At 70.3% G+C, this 14,457-nt stretch carries 15 protein-coding genes and 1 pseudogene; 6 read left to right on the top strand and 10 right to left on the bottom strand.

Annotation, left to right across the window (positions count from 1 at the left end):
• Window positions 1–77 precede the first annotated feature (77 nt).
• The 5 genes from RIN75_RS21085 (at window position 78) to RIN75_RS21065 (ending at window position 4,258) form a co-directional block, all read left to right on the top strand.
• The gene (locus RIN75_RS21085) at window positions 78–1,043 is read left to right on the top strand and encodes an ATP-binding cassette domain-containing protein (RefSeq protein WP_309113699.1); all 966 of its coding nucleotides are present in this window, start codon (window positions 78–80) and stop codon (window positions 1,041–1,043) included.
• Window positions 1,040–1,843 (top strand): ABC transporter permease, encoded by an 804-nt coding sequence (locus tag RIN75_RS21080; RefSeq protein ID WP_309113698.1) that lies wholly within the window; start codon window positions 1,040–1,042, stop codon window positions 1,841–1,843. Before RIN75_RS21085 ends, RIN75_RS21080 begins: the two co-directional genes overlap by 4 nt.
• A gap of 88 nt (window positions 1,844–1,931) precedes the next feature.
• The gene (locus RIN75_RS21075; RefSeq protein WP_309113697.1) at window positions 1,932–3,086 is read left to right on the top strand and encodes an RtcB family protein; all 1,155 of its coding nucleotides are present in this window, start codon (window positions 1,932–1,934) and stop codon (window positions 3,084–3,086) included.
• A gap of 63 nt (window positions 3,087–3,149) precedes the next feature.
• A complete protein-coding gene (locus RIN75_RS21070) occupies window positions 3,150–3,713 on the top strand; it encodes a hypothetical protein (protein ID WP_309113696.1) in 564 nt (187 codons plus the stop codon).
• Between the two features lie 2 nt (window positions 3,714–3,715).
• Window positions 3,716–4,258 carry a hypothetical protein gene (locus tag RIN75_RS21065; RefSeq protein WP_309113695.1) on the top strand — a complete coding sequence of 181 codons (543 nt, stop codon included), beginning with the start codon at window positions 3,716–3,718 and terminating at the stop codon, window positions 4,256–4,258.
• A 282-nt stretch (window positions 4,259–4,540) separates the two neighbouring features.
• Here the strand turns inward: RIN75_RS21065 and RIN75_RS21060 are convergent, their stop codons facing one another.
• From RIN75_RS21060 to RIN75_RS21020, 9 genes and pseudogenes are all read right to left on the bottom strand, one after another.
• Window positions 4,541–4,867 carry a hypothetical protein gene (locus RIN75_RS21060; protein WP_309113694.1) on the bottom strand — a complete coding sequence of 109 codons (327 nt, stop codon included), beginning with the start codon at window positions 4,865–4,867 and terminating at the stop codon, window positions 4,541–4,543.
• Between the two features lie 125 nt (window positions 4,868–4,992).
• Window positions 4,993–5,433 (bottom strand): hypothetical protein, encoded by a 441-nt coding sequence (locus tag RIN75_RS21055; RefSeq protein ID WP_309113693.1) that lies wholly within the window; start codon window positions 5,431–5,433, stop codon window positions 4,993–4,995.
• Between the two features lie 82 nt (window positions 5,434–5,515).
• Window positions 5,516–5,752 carry a hypothetical protein gene (locus tag RIN75_RS21050; protein ID WP_309113692.1) on the bottom strand — a complete coding sequence of 79 codons (237 nt, stop codon included), beginning with the start codon at window positions 5,750–5,752 and terminating at the stop codon, window positions 5,516–5,518.
• Window positions 5,753–5,769: 17 nt separating this feature from the next.
• Window positions 5,770–6,427: pseudogene (locus tag RIN75_RS21045) on the bottom strand (ABC transporter ATP-binding protein).
• Window positions 6,424–6,702, bottom strand: coding sequence for a hypothetical protein (locus RIN75_RS21040; protein ID WP_309113691.1), 279 nt, complete (start codon window positions 6,700–6,702; stop codon window positions 6,424–6,426). The pseudogene RIN75_RS21045 and the gene RIN75_RS21040 overlap by 4 nt, the downstream one beginning before the upstream one ends.
• A 198-nt stretch (window positions 6,703–6,900) precedes the next feature.
• Window positions 6,901–7,680 carry a GntR family transcriptional regulator gene (locus RIN75_RS21035; protein WP_309113690.1) on the bottom strand — a complete coding sequence of 260 codons (780 nt, stop codon included), beginning with the start codon at window positions 7,678–7,680 and terminating at the stop codon, window positions 6,901–6,903.
• A gap of 58 nt (window positions 7,681–7,738) precedes the next feature.
• Window positions 7,739–8,566, bottom strand: a complete 828-nt coding sequence (locus RIN75_RS21030) for a glutamate ABC transporter substrate-binding protein (RefSeq protein ID WP_309113689.1) — start codon at window positions 8,564–8,566, stop codon at window positions 7,739–7,741.
• Between the two features lie 399 nt (window positions 8,567–8,965).
• Window positions 8,966–11,617, bottom strand: coding sequence for a GNAT family N-acetyltransferase (locus RIN75_RS21025; RefSeq protein WP_309113688.1), 2,652 nt, complete (start codon window positions 11,615–11,617; stop codon window positions 8,966–8,968).
• A gap of 4 nt (window positions 11,618–11,621) precedes the next feature.
• A complete protein-coding gene (locus tag RIN75_RS21020; protein ID WP_309113687.1) occupies window positions 11,622–12,803 on the bottom strand; it encodes an acetoin utilization protein AcuC in 1,182 nt (393 codons plus the stop codon).
• 162 nt (window positions 12,804–12,965) lie between these two features.
• Here RIN75_RS21020 and RIN75_RS21015 point away from each other — a divergent pair, with 162 nt between their 5' ends.
• Window positions 12,966–13,586 (top strand): DUF3558 family protein, encoded by a 621-nt coding sequence (locus tag RIN75_RS21015; protein ID WP_309113686.1) that lies wholly within the window; start codon window positions 12,966–12,968, stop codon window positions 13,584–13,586.
• Here RIN75_RS21015 and RIN75_RS21010 read toward each other — a convergent pair.
• Window positions 13,583–14,431 carry a sulfurtransferase gene (locus RIN75_RS21010; protein ID WP_309113685.1) on the bottom strand — a complete coding sequence of 283 codons (849 nt, stop codon included), beginning with the start codon at window positions 14,429–14,431 and terminating at the stop codon, window positions 13,583–13,585. The two genes, RIN75_RS21015 and RIN75_RS21010, sit on opposite strands and share 4 nt — an antisense overlap.
• Between the last annotated feature and the right edge of the window lie 26 nt (window positions 14,432–14,457).

Raw genomic sequence — 14,457 nt, 5'->3', positions numbered from 1 at the left:
GCTGGTCAGGGACGAACTTGGGCTGACCGGGTGAAAATTCCCGCTGAATTGTCGTACCCCGACGCCATGATGAGGTCATGGCAGACGCAATCGTGGCCGAGGGACTGGTCAAACGCTACGGATCGGTCGTCGCCCTGAACGGCCTCGACCTCGTGGTGCCAGAGGGCACCATCATGGGCTTGCTCGGCCCCAACGGCGCGGGCAAGACGACGACGGTGCGCGTGCTCACCACCCTGCTGGAGCACGACGAGGGCAAGGCGACCGTCGCCGGCCTCGACGTCGTCGCCGACGCCAAGGAGCTGCGCCGGCAGATCGGCCTGTCCGGCCAGTACGCGGCGGTCGACGAGAACCTCACCGGGTTCGAGAACCTGGACATGGTCGGCCGGCTCTACCACCTGGGCAAGAAGCGCAGCCGCGAGCGGGCGCGCGAACTGCTGGAGCGGTTCGACCTGGTGGAGGCCGCCGACCGGCCGGTGAAGGGCTACTCGGGGGGCATGCGCCGGCGGCTGGACCTGGCGGGCGCGCTGGTCGCCACGCCCAGGGTGCTGTTCCTGGACGAGCCCACAACAGGGTTGGACCCGCGCAGCCGGCTGGGCATGTGGGACGTCATCGAGGAACTGGTCGCGGGCGGCACCACGCTGCTGCTGACCACCCAGTACCTGGAGGAGGCCGACCGGCTGGCGGACAAGATCGCCGTCATCGACCACGGCCACGTCATCGCCCTGGGCACCGCCGACGAGCTGAAGGCCCAGGTCGGCGGCGAGCGGCTGGAGCTGTCCGTGGGCACCGAGGGCGACGTGGCCAGGGCCCGCGAGGTCCTCGGGGGTCTGGCGATCGGCGAGATCGTGGTGGACGAGCGGGGCCACCGGCTCACCGTGCCCGTGTCCGGCGGGTCGGAGGTGCTGGTCGACGGCATCCGGCGGCTGGACGCCGAGGCGATCAAGGTGCTCGACGTGGGTCTGCGCAGGCCCACGCTGGACGACGTGTTCCTGACGCTGACCGGGCACGCGGCCGAGGAGAAGCAGGAGGAGCAGGGGGAATGAGCACCATCGTGCAGGCGCTGGGTGACGGCGCGGTCGTCGCCAAGCGCAACCTGATCAAGATCAAGCGCGTGCCGGACCTGCTGGTCTTCTCCACGCTGTCGCCGATCATGTTCGTGCTGCTGTTCGCGTACGTGTTCGGCGGGTCGATCCAGATCCCCGGCATGGACTACCGCGAGTTCCTGATGGCGGGCATCTTCGCCCAGACCGTCGTGTTCGGCGCGACCATCACCGGCAGCGGTCTCGCGGAGGACATCCAGAAGGGCGTCATCGACCGGTTCCGGTCGCTGCCGATGGCGCGGTCGGCCGTGCTGGTCGGGCGGACGACCTCGGACCTGTTGAACAACGTCATCGTCATCATCGTGATGTCGCTGACCGGTCTGCTGGTGGGCTGGCGCATCCACTCGTCGTTCTTCGAGGCGCTGGCCGGGTTCGCGCTGCTGCTGCTGTTCGCCTACGCCCTGTCGTGGGGCATGGCGATCGTGGGGCTCATGGTGCGCAGCCCGGAGGTGTTCAACAACGCGAGCTTCATCGCGATCTTCCCGTTGACCTTCATCGCGAACACCTTCGTGCAGGAGAGCAACCTGCCGGGGCCGCTGAAGGTCTTCGCGGAGTGGAACCCGGTCTCAGCGGTCACCGCCGCCGCGCGCGAGCTGTTCGGCAACACCAACCCGGAGTTCCCCAAGGCGGACGTCTGGTCGCTCCAGCACCCCGTGCTGACCACCCTCATCTGGGTGGTGGTCTTCCTGGTGGTGTTCGTGCCGCTGGCGATCCGCCAGTACCGCAAGGCAGTCAGCCGGTAACACCACGTGGCCGTGCGGGTGGGCGCAACACCCACCCGCACCCCGTAAACCGATCGCGGCGCGCCACCGCCCGACCTAGCCTTGAACCATGACCGCAACGACGATCGCCGGTTCCCGCGTGGACATCCGGCTGTGGGCCAACCCGGACGAGGTCGAGGAGCAGGCGCTGCGACAGCTGCGCAACATCTCCGCCCTCCCCTGGGCGGTCAAGCACGTTGCCGTCATGCCCGACGTCCACTACGGCATGGGCGCCACCGTCGGGTCCGTCATCGCGCTCAAGGACGCGGTGTCGCCGGCGGCCGTCGGCGTCGACATCGGGTGCGGCATGACGGCGGTGCGGACCTCGTTGCACGCGAACGACCTCCCGGCCGACCTGAAGCACCTGCGCAGCGCGCTGGAGAAGGCCGTGCCGGTCGGGTTCGCCATGCACAAGGAGCCGGTCGTCGCGCGCGACCCGTTCTGGGACTCCTTCGACCGCCTGGTGCCGACCCTGGACCAGGGCAAGGCGCTGCGGCAGATGGGCACCCTCGGCGGCGGCAACCACTTCCTGGAGGTGTGCCTGGACACCGACGACCGGGTGTGGGTCATGCTGCACTCGGGCTCGCGGGGCGTCGGCAACCAGTTGGCGCAGCACCACATCTCGGTCGCGCGGACCCTCGCGCACAACGAGGACCTGCCCGACCCGGACCTGGCGGTGTTCCTGTCCGGCACCCCGGAGATGGCCGCGTACCGGCACGACCTGTACTGGGCGCAGGAGTACGCGCGCCGCAACCGAGCCACCATGCTCAAGCTCGTCACGGACGTCCTCCTGCGCCACTTCCCCGACACCACCTTCGACGAGCCGATCAGCGCCCACCACAACTACGTCTCGGAGGAGCACCACTTCGGCGAGGACGTCCTGGTGACCCGCAAGGGCGCGATCCGGGCCCGCAAGGGCGAACTCGGGATCATCCCGGGCTCGATGGGCACCGGCTCGTACATCGTGCGCGGCCTGGGCAACCCGGACTCGTTCGAGTCCGCGTCGCACGGCGCCGGCCGCAGGATGTCCCGCACCAAGGCCCGCAAGACGTTCACCGCCGCCGACCTGGCCGCGCAGACCGCCGGGGTGGAGTGCCGGAAGGACGTCGGCGTGGTGGACGAGATCCCCGGCGCCTACAAGGACCTCGACACCGTGATCGCCCAGCAGAGCGACCTGGTGGAGGTCGTCACGCGGCTCAAGCAGGTCGTCTGCGTGAAGGGGTAGGTTGTTTTACCCTCACTCGATCGTGGGAACCCCGGTGGACATCCGAGCCCAAGGAGGCCACAGATGTCCACCGGCACCCTTGTCGGCGTCATCGTCGTCGTGCTGGTCGTCGTGGCAGCGGTCGCATTGCTGTCGCGATTCTTCTTGCAGCGCAAGAGGTTGCGCGAGCGGTTCGGCCCCGAGTACGACCGGGCCGTAGAGCGCAGCGACAACCGGATGGCTGCGGAGCGTGAACTGGTCGAGCGCGAGCGTGAACACGCCAAGCTCCAACTCCGCCCGCTCACGCCGGTGACCCGGGAGAGCTACGCCCGGAGTTGGTCGCGCATCCAGGAGCAGTTCGTCGACACCCCGCAGGACGCGGTGACCCAGGCGGACCGCCTGGTGACCGACCTGATGGCGGAACGCGGCTACCCCACCGAGGGGTACGAGCGCCAGGAGGCGCTGCTGTCCGTCGAGCACGCGAACACCCTGGAGCACTACCGCGAGGCGCACACCATCTCGCAGCGCCAGGACCGGGGCGAGGCGTCCACCGAGGACCTGCGTGCGGCCATGGTGCACTACCGCACGCTTTTCGAGGACCTGCTGGACCGTCGCGAAGACGACCGCAGGGAAGAAGGAGCGCGCTGACCATGACCGAGCGCCTGAGCACCGAAGACTTCGCGAACCGCAAGCAGGGCGACCAACCCGCCGACTACCAGGAGCCCGTCGCGGACTACGAACAGGAACCAACGGGCTACGACACCACCACCACCGACAGAGACCAACCCCACGCCGTCCCCCAACAGGACCGCCAGGAACAACCGTCCATGGACACCCCGACCACGGACACCCCGACCACGGACGCGCCCGCTGACCAGCAGTACACCCAGGAGCAGCCCGCGACCCCCACGGACCGCTCCGACTCCGAGCCGCTGTTCGCTCCGGCCGAGGCAGACGGGTACCGGAACGAATGGCGAACCCTCCAGTCCGACTTCGTGGACGACCCGCGTGACGCGGTGCGCCGCGCGGACGAACTAGTCGCCCAGGTGGTCCAGAGCCTGGCCACGACGTTCGCCGACCACAAACGGTCCCTGGAGGGCCAGTGGCAGCAGGGCGAACAGGTTGACACGGAAGAACTGCGCATGGCCCTCCGCCGCTACCGCGCGTTCTTCGACCGACTGCTGTCCGTGTAGTTGTTCGACAGTTCCAACTGGAAGATTCCAAGTGGGATGTGTCCCCCCGTGGTGCGTCCGGCGACCCGGGTGCACCACGGGCGACCCCCTGACCAGCCCAAACCGCCGCACACCCGCCGGCTTTCCGCTTTTCGGCGCCGCAGGCGCTCCCCGGGCTTGCCAAGCCACAGGAAGGGCCTCGGGGGCCTGCCGCGCGGCGAGCGCCGCTTTTGATCCTTCAAGCTTTGATCTTGAGAGCGCGCCGGCGCGTACGTCCTGAGAGCGCGAAGCGCGTTCCCAAAATCAGCCGGGAAGCTCGCGGATCTCCATCTCCAAGACGTCGATCTCGTCGCTGATCGCCTCGTCCAGCATCCGGTCCAGCAACGCCGAGCAGTCCGTGGTCCCCACGCCGAACCGGGGGACCTCCTCCCACCACACCGCCGGGTTGTTCCAGAACGACCCCGACCCCTGGTCGACACCCTCCAGGCACCGCAGCCGGGAGTCGTCCTCCGGCAGCAGGCGCACGTACTCGATGAACCGTGCCAGCGCACCCGGGTCGAGGACCGGCACCGCGCCGTACCCGCGCAGGCAGTCCTCGAGTTCCGACAGGAACTCCTCTTTGAACGTCACCGGTTCACCCCCGCTTCCCCCGCGCCGTTGCGGGTGAGGGAGACTCGACTTCCCCGAGCACCAACGATAGCTCCGCACCGGCACGAGGCGACGCCTGCCAATGGGCGGTATCCGGACACACTTCGCTAACGTTCTCTTGCGCGCCCAACAGGCACCACCACGCCCCAACAGGGGCACCACGCCCACCCAGCAACTACAGCCCAGCAGCTACCGCTCAGCCGCCCGAAGCCGCACCGCCCCCAACGCCACCAGCCCCGCCAACGTGACCCCAGCAACACCACCGTCGACGCCGAAGCCGCGAACACCTGACCACGGTCCGTCAACGCGAACACGCTCACCGGCAACGTCCGCCAATCCGGCGGGTACAACATGTTCGTCGCCCCCACCTCCCCCATCGACAGCGCCAGCCCCAACCCCACCACCACCGACGGCACGGCCAGCGGCAGGTGAGCAGCGCCGTCCAACACCCGCCGCACCGCCGCAGGCGCCCGAGCCGTCCCCAGCGCCAACCACGTCCCCAGCACCACCGCCACCAACGCCGCGACAACGGCCGTCTGCGCACTCACCACAGCACTGGCCACCGCATCCCCCGAACCGCGCCCGCCAGCCGCGACACCGCCCGCACCCCCGGGAACGGCGCGAACGCGATCACCAACGCGAGAAAAACGCCCAACACGAGACACCCGCGGTGGCCGCCACCGCCGGCAACGCCATCCGCACCACCGCCCGCTGGAACTCCGCCGACCCCAGCACGGCCTGCCACGTCTGCGACCCGACCGCACCGTCATCAGCGACGAACGACTGCCACAACACCAGCACCAGCGGATATCCGAAGAACACCGCCAACACCGCCACCGGCGGCACCAGCCACACCACCCGCCGCATCAACCCACCCGCCGCATTCACGCCACCCGAACCAACGGACAACCGTCCGGAATGGACCCTTCAACCCGAGCCCCCACCACCAACCCGGACACATCGGCAACTTCCGCCCGCACCCGATGCCCCAACTCCAGTTCCACCCAACCGAAACCCGGTCCCCCGCCACTGCACAGCCGGCAACCGCGCAGCGCCGACAACGGCTCGTCCAGCAGCAACACCGGCGGCCGAATCGCCAACGCCCGCGCGATCGCCACCCGCCGCTGCTGCCCGCCCGACAACTGCCGCGGGTACCGCCCGGCGAACGCCCCCCATCCCCACCAGGTCCAACACCTCAGCGACCCGGGCCGCCACCTCCCGCCGCGGCACCCGCCGGGCGTGCAGCCCGAAGGCCACGTTGTCGAACACCTTCATGTGCGGGAACGCGTAGCTCTGCACCACGACCCCGAGACCACGCCGGTTCGGCGGGCAATCCGTCACGTCCCGGCCACCCAGCAGCACCCGCCCCGACGTGGGCCGCAGGAACCCGGCGATGGCCTTCAACGCGGTGGACTTGCCCGACCCGGACGGCCCGAGCAGCGCCAGGGTCTCCCCCGGCGCCACCGACAGGTCCAGGCCGTGGAGCGCGACAGTCCGTCCGAAGTAGACGGACACGTCGCGCGGCTCGACCGCCGGCGTCATCGCCCGACGGCCTTGGTGTACGCGGCGATGTCGGCGTCCAGCGTCGCCACAACGGCCGTCCAGTCGGGCTGCCACACCTCGACGCCCTTCAACACCTCCGACACCCGACCCTCGGCCTGCACATCGGACCGGGTCGCCTGACCCAGGGCATCCGTCGGGATCGTCTTCTGCACCTCCGCCGACAGCAGGAAGTCCAGGAACTTCTTGCCGTTGTCGGCGTGCGGCGCGCCCGCGGCCAGGCCCGCGAAGTACGGGATGGCGAACGTCGAGCGCACACCCTTCTCATCCGCCGGGAAGAAGATCTCGAACTCGGACTTGTCGTCGCGGATCGAGGCCAGGGGTTCATCTGGACATCGCCGTTGGCCACGAAGATCTCGCCCTTGGACACCTTGGGCTGGAGCTTGCCTCGACCCGCAACCGCCACCGGTTCCACATCACCAAAGCGGTGCACGCGATGGCCCAGCTCTACCCGATCAACGCCCCTCGGCCCGCAACCGAGCCACGAAGCTGAACCGGTCCCCCCGGTACAGCGACCGGACGCGCTCGATCGGCACGCCATCGTTGTCATGCGACACGCGGTGCAGCAACAGCATCGGCAGCGCCGGGTTCGTGCCGATCAGCAACGCCTCCCGGGGCGTGGCCAACACCGTCTCCACCCGCTCCTCCGCCTCGGCGAACACGACCCCCAACCGGTCGGTCAGGCACGCGTACAGCGAGGTCGTCGGGTCGAACACGTCCAGCAGAGTGGGGAACCGCGCCTCCGGCAGGTAGGTCGACTCCAGCCCGACCCGCTCCTCGTCGGCCAGCAGCACGCGCTCCAGGTGCACCACCTGGTCGCCGCGCTCGATCCGCAGGTCCCGCGCCAGCACGTCGTCCGCCGGCAGGTGCTCGACGGTGATCACGCTGCGCGCCGGGTCCACGCCCTGCCGGCGCATGCCCTCGGTGTAGCTCACCAGCGACAGGGGTTGCACGAGCTTCGGCGGGGCCACGTAGGTGCCCGACCCCTGCCGGCGCTGGAGCTTGCCCTCCAGCACCAGCTCGCCCACCGCCTGCCGCAGCGTCACCCGCGAGACCGAGTAGCGCTCGGCCAGCTCGCGCTCCGAGGGCAGCGCCGTCCCCTCCCCCAGCGCCTCGATGAGCCAGAGCAGCTCGGTCTTCACCGCGTAGTAGCGCGGGATGCGACCGTGCTCGGGGATACCGGCGCGGACCGGTCCGTCCGCTCGGTACTGGGGTGCGAAGTGCGAAGCAGGCACCCGGCGAGCCTACGACCTGGAACCCGCCGGTCAGACCGCTATCGGAGTGGGTCGCACGTCACGGGGTGATCTTGGGCGGGTCCGGGATGGCGTAGCCGGACTGCCCCACGTTGGCCTCCAGTGACCTGCGCCACTCGCCGGTGTCCATCATCTTCTGGACGGCGGCGGCCACCTTCGCCTTCCCGGCCGCGTCCCCGCGCCGGATGCCGATCCCGTACCGCTCCTCGCTGAACGGCTTCCCGACCACCCGCAGCAGCTCGGGGTTCTGCGCGGCGTAGCCCGCGAGGATCACGTCGTCGGTGGTGAGCGCGTCCACCTGCTCGGCCAGCAGGGCGGTCACGCAGTCGCTGAAGTTCGGGTAGTTCACCAGTTCCACGGACTGGGCGAACTGGTCCTTCACGTACTGCGCCGAGGTCGTGTTCTCCACCGAGCACAGCCGGATGCCCGCCGTGAGCGACTCCGGCCCGGTGATCCGCGTGTCCGACAACCGCACCAACAGGTCCTGCCCCGCGATGAAGTACGGCCCGACGAAGTCGATCACCTCCTTGCGCTTCTCGGTGATCGAGTAGCTGGAGACCACGAGGTCCGCCGTGCCGTCGGTGAGCAGCTTCTCCCGCTGGGAGGGTGTCGCCTCGACGAAGTTGATCTTCGATTCGTCCGCGCCCAACTCCTTGGCGACGTACCGCGCCACGTCGACGTCGAATCCCTTGTAGACGCCGTCGAGCCGGCGCACGCCCAAACCGGGTTGGTCGTAGGCGACGGCGATGGTCAACTTGTTGGACGTCGCCTTGCCGACGAGGGTCGTGTCGTCGCCGGCGGAGCACGAGGCCAGGACCAGCGCGGCGGAGCACGCCACAGCGAGGGCGCGCAGCGATGCCAGTGCCATTCTTCCCCTTTTCGGGTTCCTCGAAAGATGTCGGAAACCTAAGCGGCGAAAGGTTTACCGTCCATAGTCGAGCGACGGTTGACACGTTCCGGATCGGTCAAGGATGACGGTTCCGCATCAACCTCAAGATCACCGTAACGTGAAATGTCAATAATTCACCACTACACTCCCAACCCTGGCACTCCCCCACTGCGGCGCAGGCGCACCCGGGCTTGCCAAGCCGCAGCGGGGCCTCGGTTCGTCCCCCGGGGGGCCTCCAGGCGCGCTTTTGGCTTTGATCTTGAAAGCGCGCCGGCGCGTACGTCCTGAGAGTGCGAAGCGCGTTTCTTGAGAGCGCTACGCGCGTCGTTCAAACCTCTTACTAAAACGCTTGAGAAAGCACCGCGCGAGCGGAGAGCGTTAGCGAGCACCCCCAGGCGACCGCAGCCGCCGCGGACCGGTGTCATGACGGGACGGCGGCGGCCCCAACGTCAACCGCGCACTGGTCACAAACGCCCCCGCCGCACTGGCCAACACCGGCTCCAACGCCAACTCCCGCACCTCGGGAAGGTCCTCCGCCAAAGCCGCCAACCGCAGGACCAACTCCTCCAACGCCGGGAGGTCGGCCGATTCCCCACCCCGGTACCCCGCCAACAACGGGGCCGCCTTGGGCGCCCGCACCAACGCCCGCGCATCCGTTTCCGTCAACGGCACAGCCCGATAAGCCCGGTCCCCCAGCAGATCACTGACCAACCCGGACAGCCCGAACGACACCAACGTCCCGAACGAAGGGTCGTCCTGCAGCCCCACGACACACGAAATGCCCTTGGGCGCCATCCGCTGCACGTACACGTCGGCCCGTTCCGACACCTCGGCCAGCATCTCGTACGCCGACCGCACCGCGTCCTCCCCGGTCAGGTCCAACCGCACGCCGACCAGGTCAGTCCGGTGCCGCAGCCGCTCGTCCACCGACTTCAAAGCGACCGGGAACCCCAACGCCCGAGCCGCCGCCACCGCCTCCTCGGCAGACGACACCACCCGGAACGGCACAACCTCGACCCCGTAACAAGCCAACAAGCGCACAGCGGTCTCGTCGTCCACCCGCTGTTCCTCAGCCAACGCCAGCGACTCGACCAACGCCTGCGCAGCCTCAGCGTCAATCCCGTCCGGCCGAACGAAGTGCCCCTGGGGCGCAGACCGCCACCGCGCGTACCGAGTCGCCCGCGCCAACGCGAGCACCGCACGCTCCGGACTCGGATACGACGGAACCGACCCCCGCCCCGGGGCACCGTCCGGCCCGGGCACGGCCAGCTCATCCGGCACACCCTCGACCGCGAGGAACGTGGACACGATCGGCTTGGTCCCAGCCACATCCCGCAACGCCCGCGCGAACGCAGCCCCGGGCACCGCCAACGGCGGCACGAAAACCACCACCAACGCATCCGTGTCCGGGTTCGCCAACGCGTCCTGCACAGCCTTGGCGAACACCTCCGGCCCAGCCTGCGCACCGACATCCACCGGTGCCCCAGCCAACTCCAACCCCTGGGCCAGAGCCGTATCCGCAGCCAACAACCCGATCGCAGTCGAGTTGCCCACCACGGACACCCGAGGCCCGGCAGGCAATGGCTGGTGGGCCAACAGCAACGCCGTGTCGAACAACTGGGCCAGCGACTCCACCCGGATCACACCGGCCTGCTCGAACAACGCCTGCACCGACGACTCGTCCACCTGCACCCCGGTCGCCGCCAGCGCCGGAGACACCGCGTGCCGCCCCGACTTCACCGCCACGATCGGCTTGGTCCGCCCCAACCGCCGCGCCAGCCGGGCGAACTTGCGCGGGTTGCCGAACGACTCCAGGTACAGCAGCACCACATCGGTGGCCGGATCGGTCTCCCAGTACTGGAGCATGTCGTTGCCGGACACGTCCGCCCGGTTGCCCGCCGACACGAACGTCGACAGCCCCAACCCCCGCTCGGCCGCCGCCGCGAGGATCGCCGTCCCCAGAGCACCGGACTGGCAGAAGAACCCCGTCCGCCCACGCCCCGGCAACCGCGGCGCCAGCGTCGCGTTCAGCCGCACGGACGGCTCGGTGTTCAGCACACCCAACGCGTTCGGCCCGACCACCCGCATCCCGTGCGCCCGAGCCTCCGCCGCCAACCGCCGCTCCGCGCTCAACCCACCCGGCCCGGTCTCCCCGAACCCCGAGGTCACGACCACGAGCGCCTTCACGCCCTTGGCCAAACAAGCATCCATGACCTCGTCGACCCCAGCCGCCGGCACCGCGACGACAGCCAGGTCCACGTCGTCCGGGATGTCCAACACCGACGGATAAGCCCGCACCCCGCGCACCGACCGGTGCTCGGCGTTGACCGGGTAAACCGGCCCGTGGAAAACACCCTCCAACAGGTTCACCAGCACCGCGTGCCCGATCTTGGTCGGGTCGGTCGACGCCCCGATCACCGCCACCGACCGCGGGTGCAGCAGGTTGTGCACACTTCGCGCCTCGGCCGCCTGCTCGCGCGCCCGCGCCACCGCGACCGACTCCTCGGTCGGGTCGATGTCGAACTCCAGGTGCAGCACGCCCTCCTCGAACGCGCGGCTCACCTTGTACCCCGCGTCCCGGAACACCCGCACCATCTGGCCGTTCTCCGCGAGCACCTCGGCGGTGAACCGGCTCAGCCCGCGCTCGCGGGCCGCCGCCGCCAGGTGCTCCAGCAGGATCGACCCCAACCCCCGACCCTGGTGCTCGTCCTGCACGACGAACGCGACCTCGGCGCTGTCCCCGCCACCCAGCCGGTCGTAGCGGCCCACGGCCACGATGTCGTCACCCAGCAGGGCGACGAACGCCACCCGGTCGGCGTGGTCGACGGTGGTGAACCGCTCGACGTCCCGCTTCGGCATCCGGGGATACGGCCCGAAGAAGCGGAAGTACCGGGTCCGCTCGGACAGCCGGCCGTGGAAGGCGAGCAGCCGCTCGCCGTCGTCGGGTGTGATCGGGCGCAGGTGGACGGTGCCGCCGTCGATCAGGACGACGTCGGCCTCCCAGGTCCGCGGGTAGTCGTACGGGTCCACCGGGTCAGTCCCTCGGGTCGTCGGGGTCCAGGCCGTGCAGCGGGAACACCGCGCGGCGGGTCTCGCGGACGGCGGCGTCCAGCGGGGTGTCCGCGTCGCCGCCCCACGGCTCGAACGCCACGTCGGCGTCGTCGGACATGGTGGCCGGCAGCGGCCAGTTCGGCGCGCGCTTGGCGGTGTCGGCGACCCAGTCGGCGGGCAGCGGGGTCTTCGGGTCGACGTCGCGGTCCAGCGCGGTGGCCAGCAGGTGCGTCCAGGACCGGGGCACCACGCGGACCAGTTCGTACCCGCCGCCGCCCAGCGCGAGCCAGTGCCCGCCGGTGATCTCCTCGGCCAGGTCGCGGAAGGTCCGGTAGATCGCGCGGTGCCCGTCGACCGACAGCGCCAGGTCGGCCAGCGGGTCTTCGCGGTGGGTGTCCACGCCGCACTGGGTGACCAGGATCTGCGGCCGGAAACCCCGCAGCAGCGCCGGGACGGTCGCGTGGAACGCGCGCAGCCAGCCCGGGTCGCGGGTGCCCGGCGGCAGGGCGACGTTCACCGCGGTGCCCTCCGCGCCCGGTCCGCCCAGCTCGGCGGGACGCCCGGTGCCCGGCCACAGGCTCAGCGGGTTCTGGTGCAGGGAGATGGTGAGGACGCGCGGGTCGTCGTAGAAGGCGTCCTGCACGCCGTCGCCGTGGTGGACGTCGGAGTCGATGTAGGCGACCCGGTCGAAGCCGTTGTCCAGCAGCCACGAGATGGCCACCGCGCAGTCGTTGTAGACGCAGAACCCGGCGGCGTGGTCGCGCATGGCGTGGTGCAGCCCGCCCGCGATGTTCACCGCCCGCTTGGTCCGCCCGTCGGCGATCGCCCGCGCCCCCGCCAGCGAACCGCCCACGACCAGCGCGGACGCCTCGTGCATCCGCTCGAACACCGGGTTGTCGGCGGTGCCCAGACCGTGGCCGACGTCCCAGGCGGCCATCGGCGCGGCCTGCACGGCGGACAGGTAGGACGGCTCGTGGACGCGTTCGATCTCGGCGTCGGTCGCGGGGTGCGGCACCAGGGTCTCCACGCCGTCCAGCACGCCCAGCGAGGTCGCCAACCGGATGGTCAGGTCGAGCCGGACCGGGTTCAACGGGTGGTCGCCGCCCAGGTCGTAGCCGAGGAACGACTCGTCCCACACGACCGCGGCGGTTTCTTCGGCGCCCATGACCCCGGAACCTAATGCACGCACCCGCGGGCGGTGTGATCACAGGTTGGCGGCGCTCGGCGTGCGCCGCGATCGCCAGGTCCTAGAGTCTGCCGCGACGAGTCGGGGCGGAACGCGTTCACCAGGATGGAACCCCGCGCGTCGGAACGGGGTCAGACAGGAATGCGACGCTCCACCACCCTCACGGCCGCGCTGGCGCTGGCCCTCGTGCTCGGCCTCTCCGCGTGCGCGACCACGGTCACCGGCTCCGCGAAGCCGGCCGCGGGCGGGTCGAGCGGCACCAAGACCACGTCCGGCAAGCCCAGCTCGACCAAGGAGTCCACGGGCGGGAAGAAGACGGCGGTGAGCACCACGGCGACCAAGCCGGGCAGCTCGTCGGGCGGTGACGTCAAGATCGGCACGCGCAAGAAGTCCGAGGGCTTCGACAGCTGCGAACTGCTCACGCCGCAGGACGTCGCCGAGGCCGTCGGTGCCCAGCAGCCCGGTGACCCTGGCTGCGTGCAGAGCACCGACGACCCGTTCACCCTGGTGCTGTTCCGGATCGGCGCGGACATCACCGACGACCAGCAGCGCCGGGCGTTCGAGATCGGCGGCAACACGGCCTACGAGGTGCCCGAGGAGGGCGGCTCCTGCACCGTCGTGGTCGTGCTGGACGAGCCGGACAGCATCGGGATCACCCCCGCCTTCAGCGCGACCGTGACGCCGATCGACGACAACGGCAAGCCCTGCGAGGCGGCCCTGAAGCTCGCCACCAAGGGCTTCGAGAAGATCCCCAACGCCTAGGGGTTCGGGCCGGTCGCCAGCGGCCGGGACGGGTCCACGCACCAGTGCGACCACGAGCCCGTGTACAGCTCGGCAGGCTTGTCCGGGGTGGTCACGCCTGCGGCCTCCAGGGCGAGGACGACGGATGACGCCGTGACGCCCGACCCGCAGTAAGCGCCCACGCGCACGCCGTCACGCACGCCGAGCGCGCGGAAGCGCTCCGCCAGGGCCGCCGCGTCCTGCCAGCGGCCGTCCGGGCCGACGTGTTCGGCGGACGGGGCGTTCAGGGCGCCCGGGATGTGGCCGGCCCGCGGGTCCACCGGCTCGGTTTCGCCGCGGTACCGGGCGGCGGCGCGGGCGTCGAGGAGGACGCCCTCGCGGGCCAGGGCCGCGGCCTCGTCGGCGTCGACCACGGGCATCGCGCCCGGCTTGACCACGATGTCGCCCTCCCGGGCGGTCGGGACCTCCGTGGTCACCGGCCGGCCCTCGGCGGCCCACGCCGCGAACCCGCCGTCCAGGACGGCCACCTCGCGGTGCCCGGCCCAGCGCAGCAGCCACCAGACACGCGCCGCGACCGACCCGTCACCGCCGTCGTACGCCACGACCGGGTGACCTTGGTCGACCCCGATCGAGCGCAGCACGCGCTGCAGGTCGTCGGGTGCGGGCAGCGGGTGTCGTCCACCCGCGCCGGGCGCGGCCGAGAGGTCGGTGTCGAGGTCGAGGTAGTGCGCGCCCGGCAGGTGCCCGACCTCGTAGTCTTGACGTCCGGGAGGTCCGCCGAGCCGCCAGCGGACGTCCACCACGACCGGCCCAGCTGCGTCGGCGAGCGCGGAGGCCAGGGCTTCGGTGCTGATCAATGGATGCACGGCACCATCCTGCACCCCTCACCGGG

The organism is Saccharothrix sp. (assembly GCF_031180885.1).
Lineage (GTDB): Bacteria > Actinomycetota > Actinomycetes > Mycobacteriales > Pseudonocardiaceae > Actinosynnema.
This window is presented reverse-complemented; position numbering and strand designations above follow the sequence as displayed.

What these genes read in the sequence shown, in the direction of transcription:
- RIN75_RS21050 (WP_309113692.1), bottom strand. Translation starts at nt 5,752, where the DNA reads ATGCGGCGGGTGGTGTGGCTGGTGCCGCCGGTGGCGGTGTTGGCGGTG.
- RIN75_RS21080 (WP_309113698.1), top strand. Translation starts at nt 1,040, where the DNA reads ATGAGCACCATCGTGCAGGCGCTGGGTGACGGCGCGGTCGTCGCCAAG.
- RIN75_RS21020 (WP_309113687.1), bottom strand. Translation starts at nt 12,803, where the DNA reads ATGGGCGCCGAAGAAACCGCCGCGGTCGTGTGGGACGAGTCGTTCCTC.
- RIN75_RS21075 (WP_309113697.1), top strand. Translation starts at nt 1,932, where the DNA reads ATGACCGCAACGACGATCGCCGGTTCCCGCGTGGACATCCGGCTGTGG.
- RIN75_RS21085 (WP_309113699.1), top strand. Translation starts at nt 78, where the DNA reads ATGGCAGACGCAATCGTGGCCGAGGGACTGGTCAAACGCTACGGATCG.
- RIN75_RS21030 (WP_309113689.1), bottom strand. Translation starts at nt 8,566, where the DNA reads ATGGCACTGGCATCGCTGCGCGCCCTCGCTGTGGCGTGCTCCGCCGCG.
- RIN75_RS21070 (WP_309113696.1), top strand. Translation starts at nt 3,150, where the DNA reads ATGTCCACCGGCACCCTTGTCGGCGTCATCGTCGTCGTGCTGGTCGTC.
- RIN75_RS21065 (WP_309113695.1), top strand. Translation starts at nt 3,716, where the DNA reads ATGACCGAGCGCCTGAGCACCGAAGACTTCGCGAACCGCAAGCAGGGC.
- RIN75_RS21015 (WP_309113686.1), top strand. Translation starts at nt 12,966, where the DNA reads ATGCGACGCTCCACCACCCTCACGGCCGCGCTGGCGCTGGCCCTCGTG.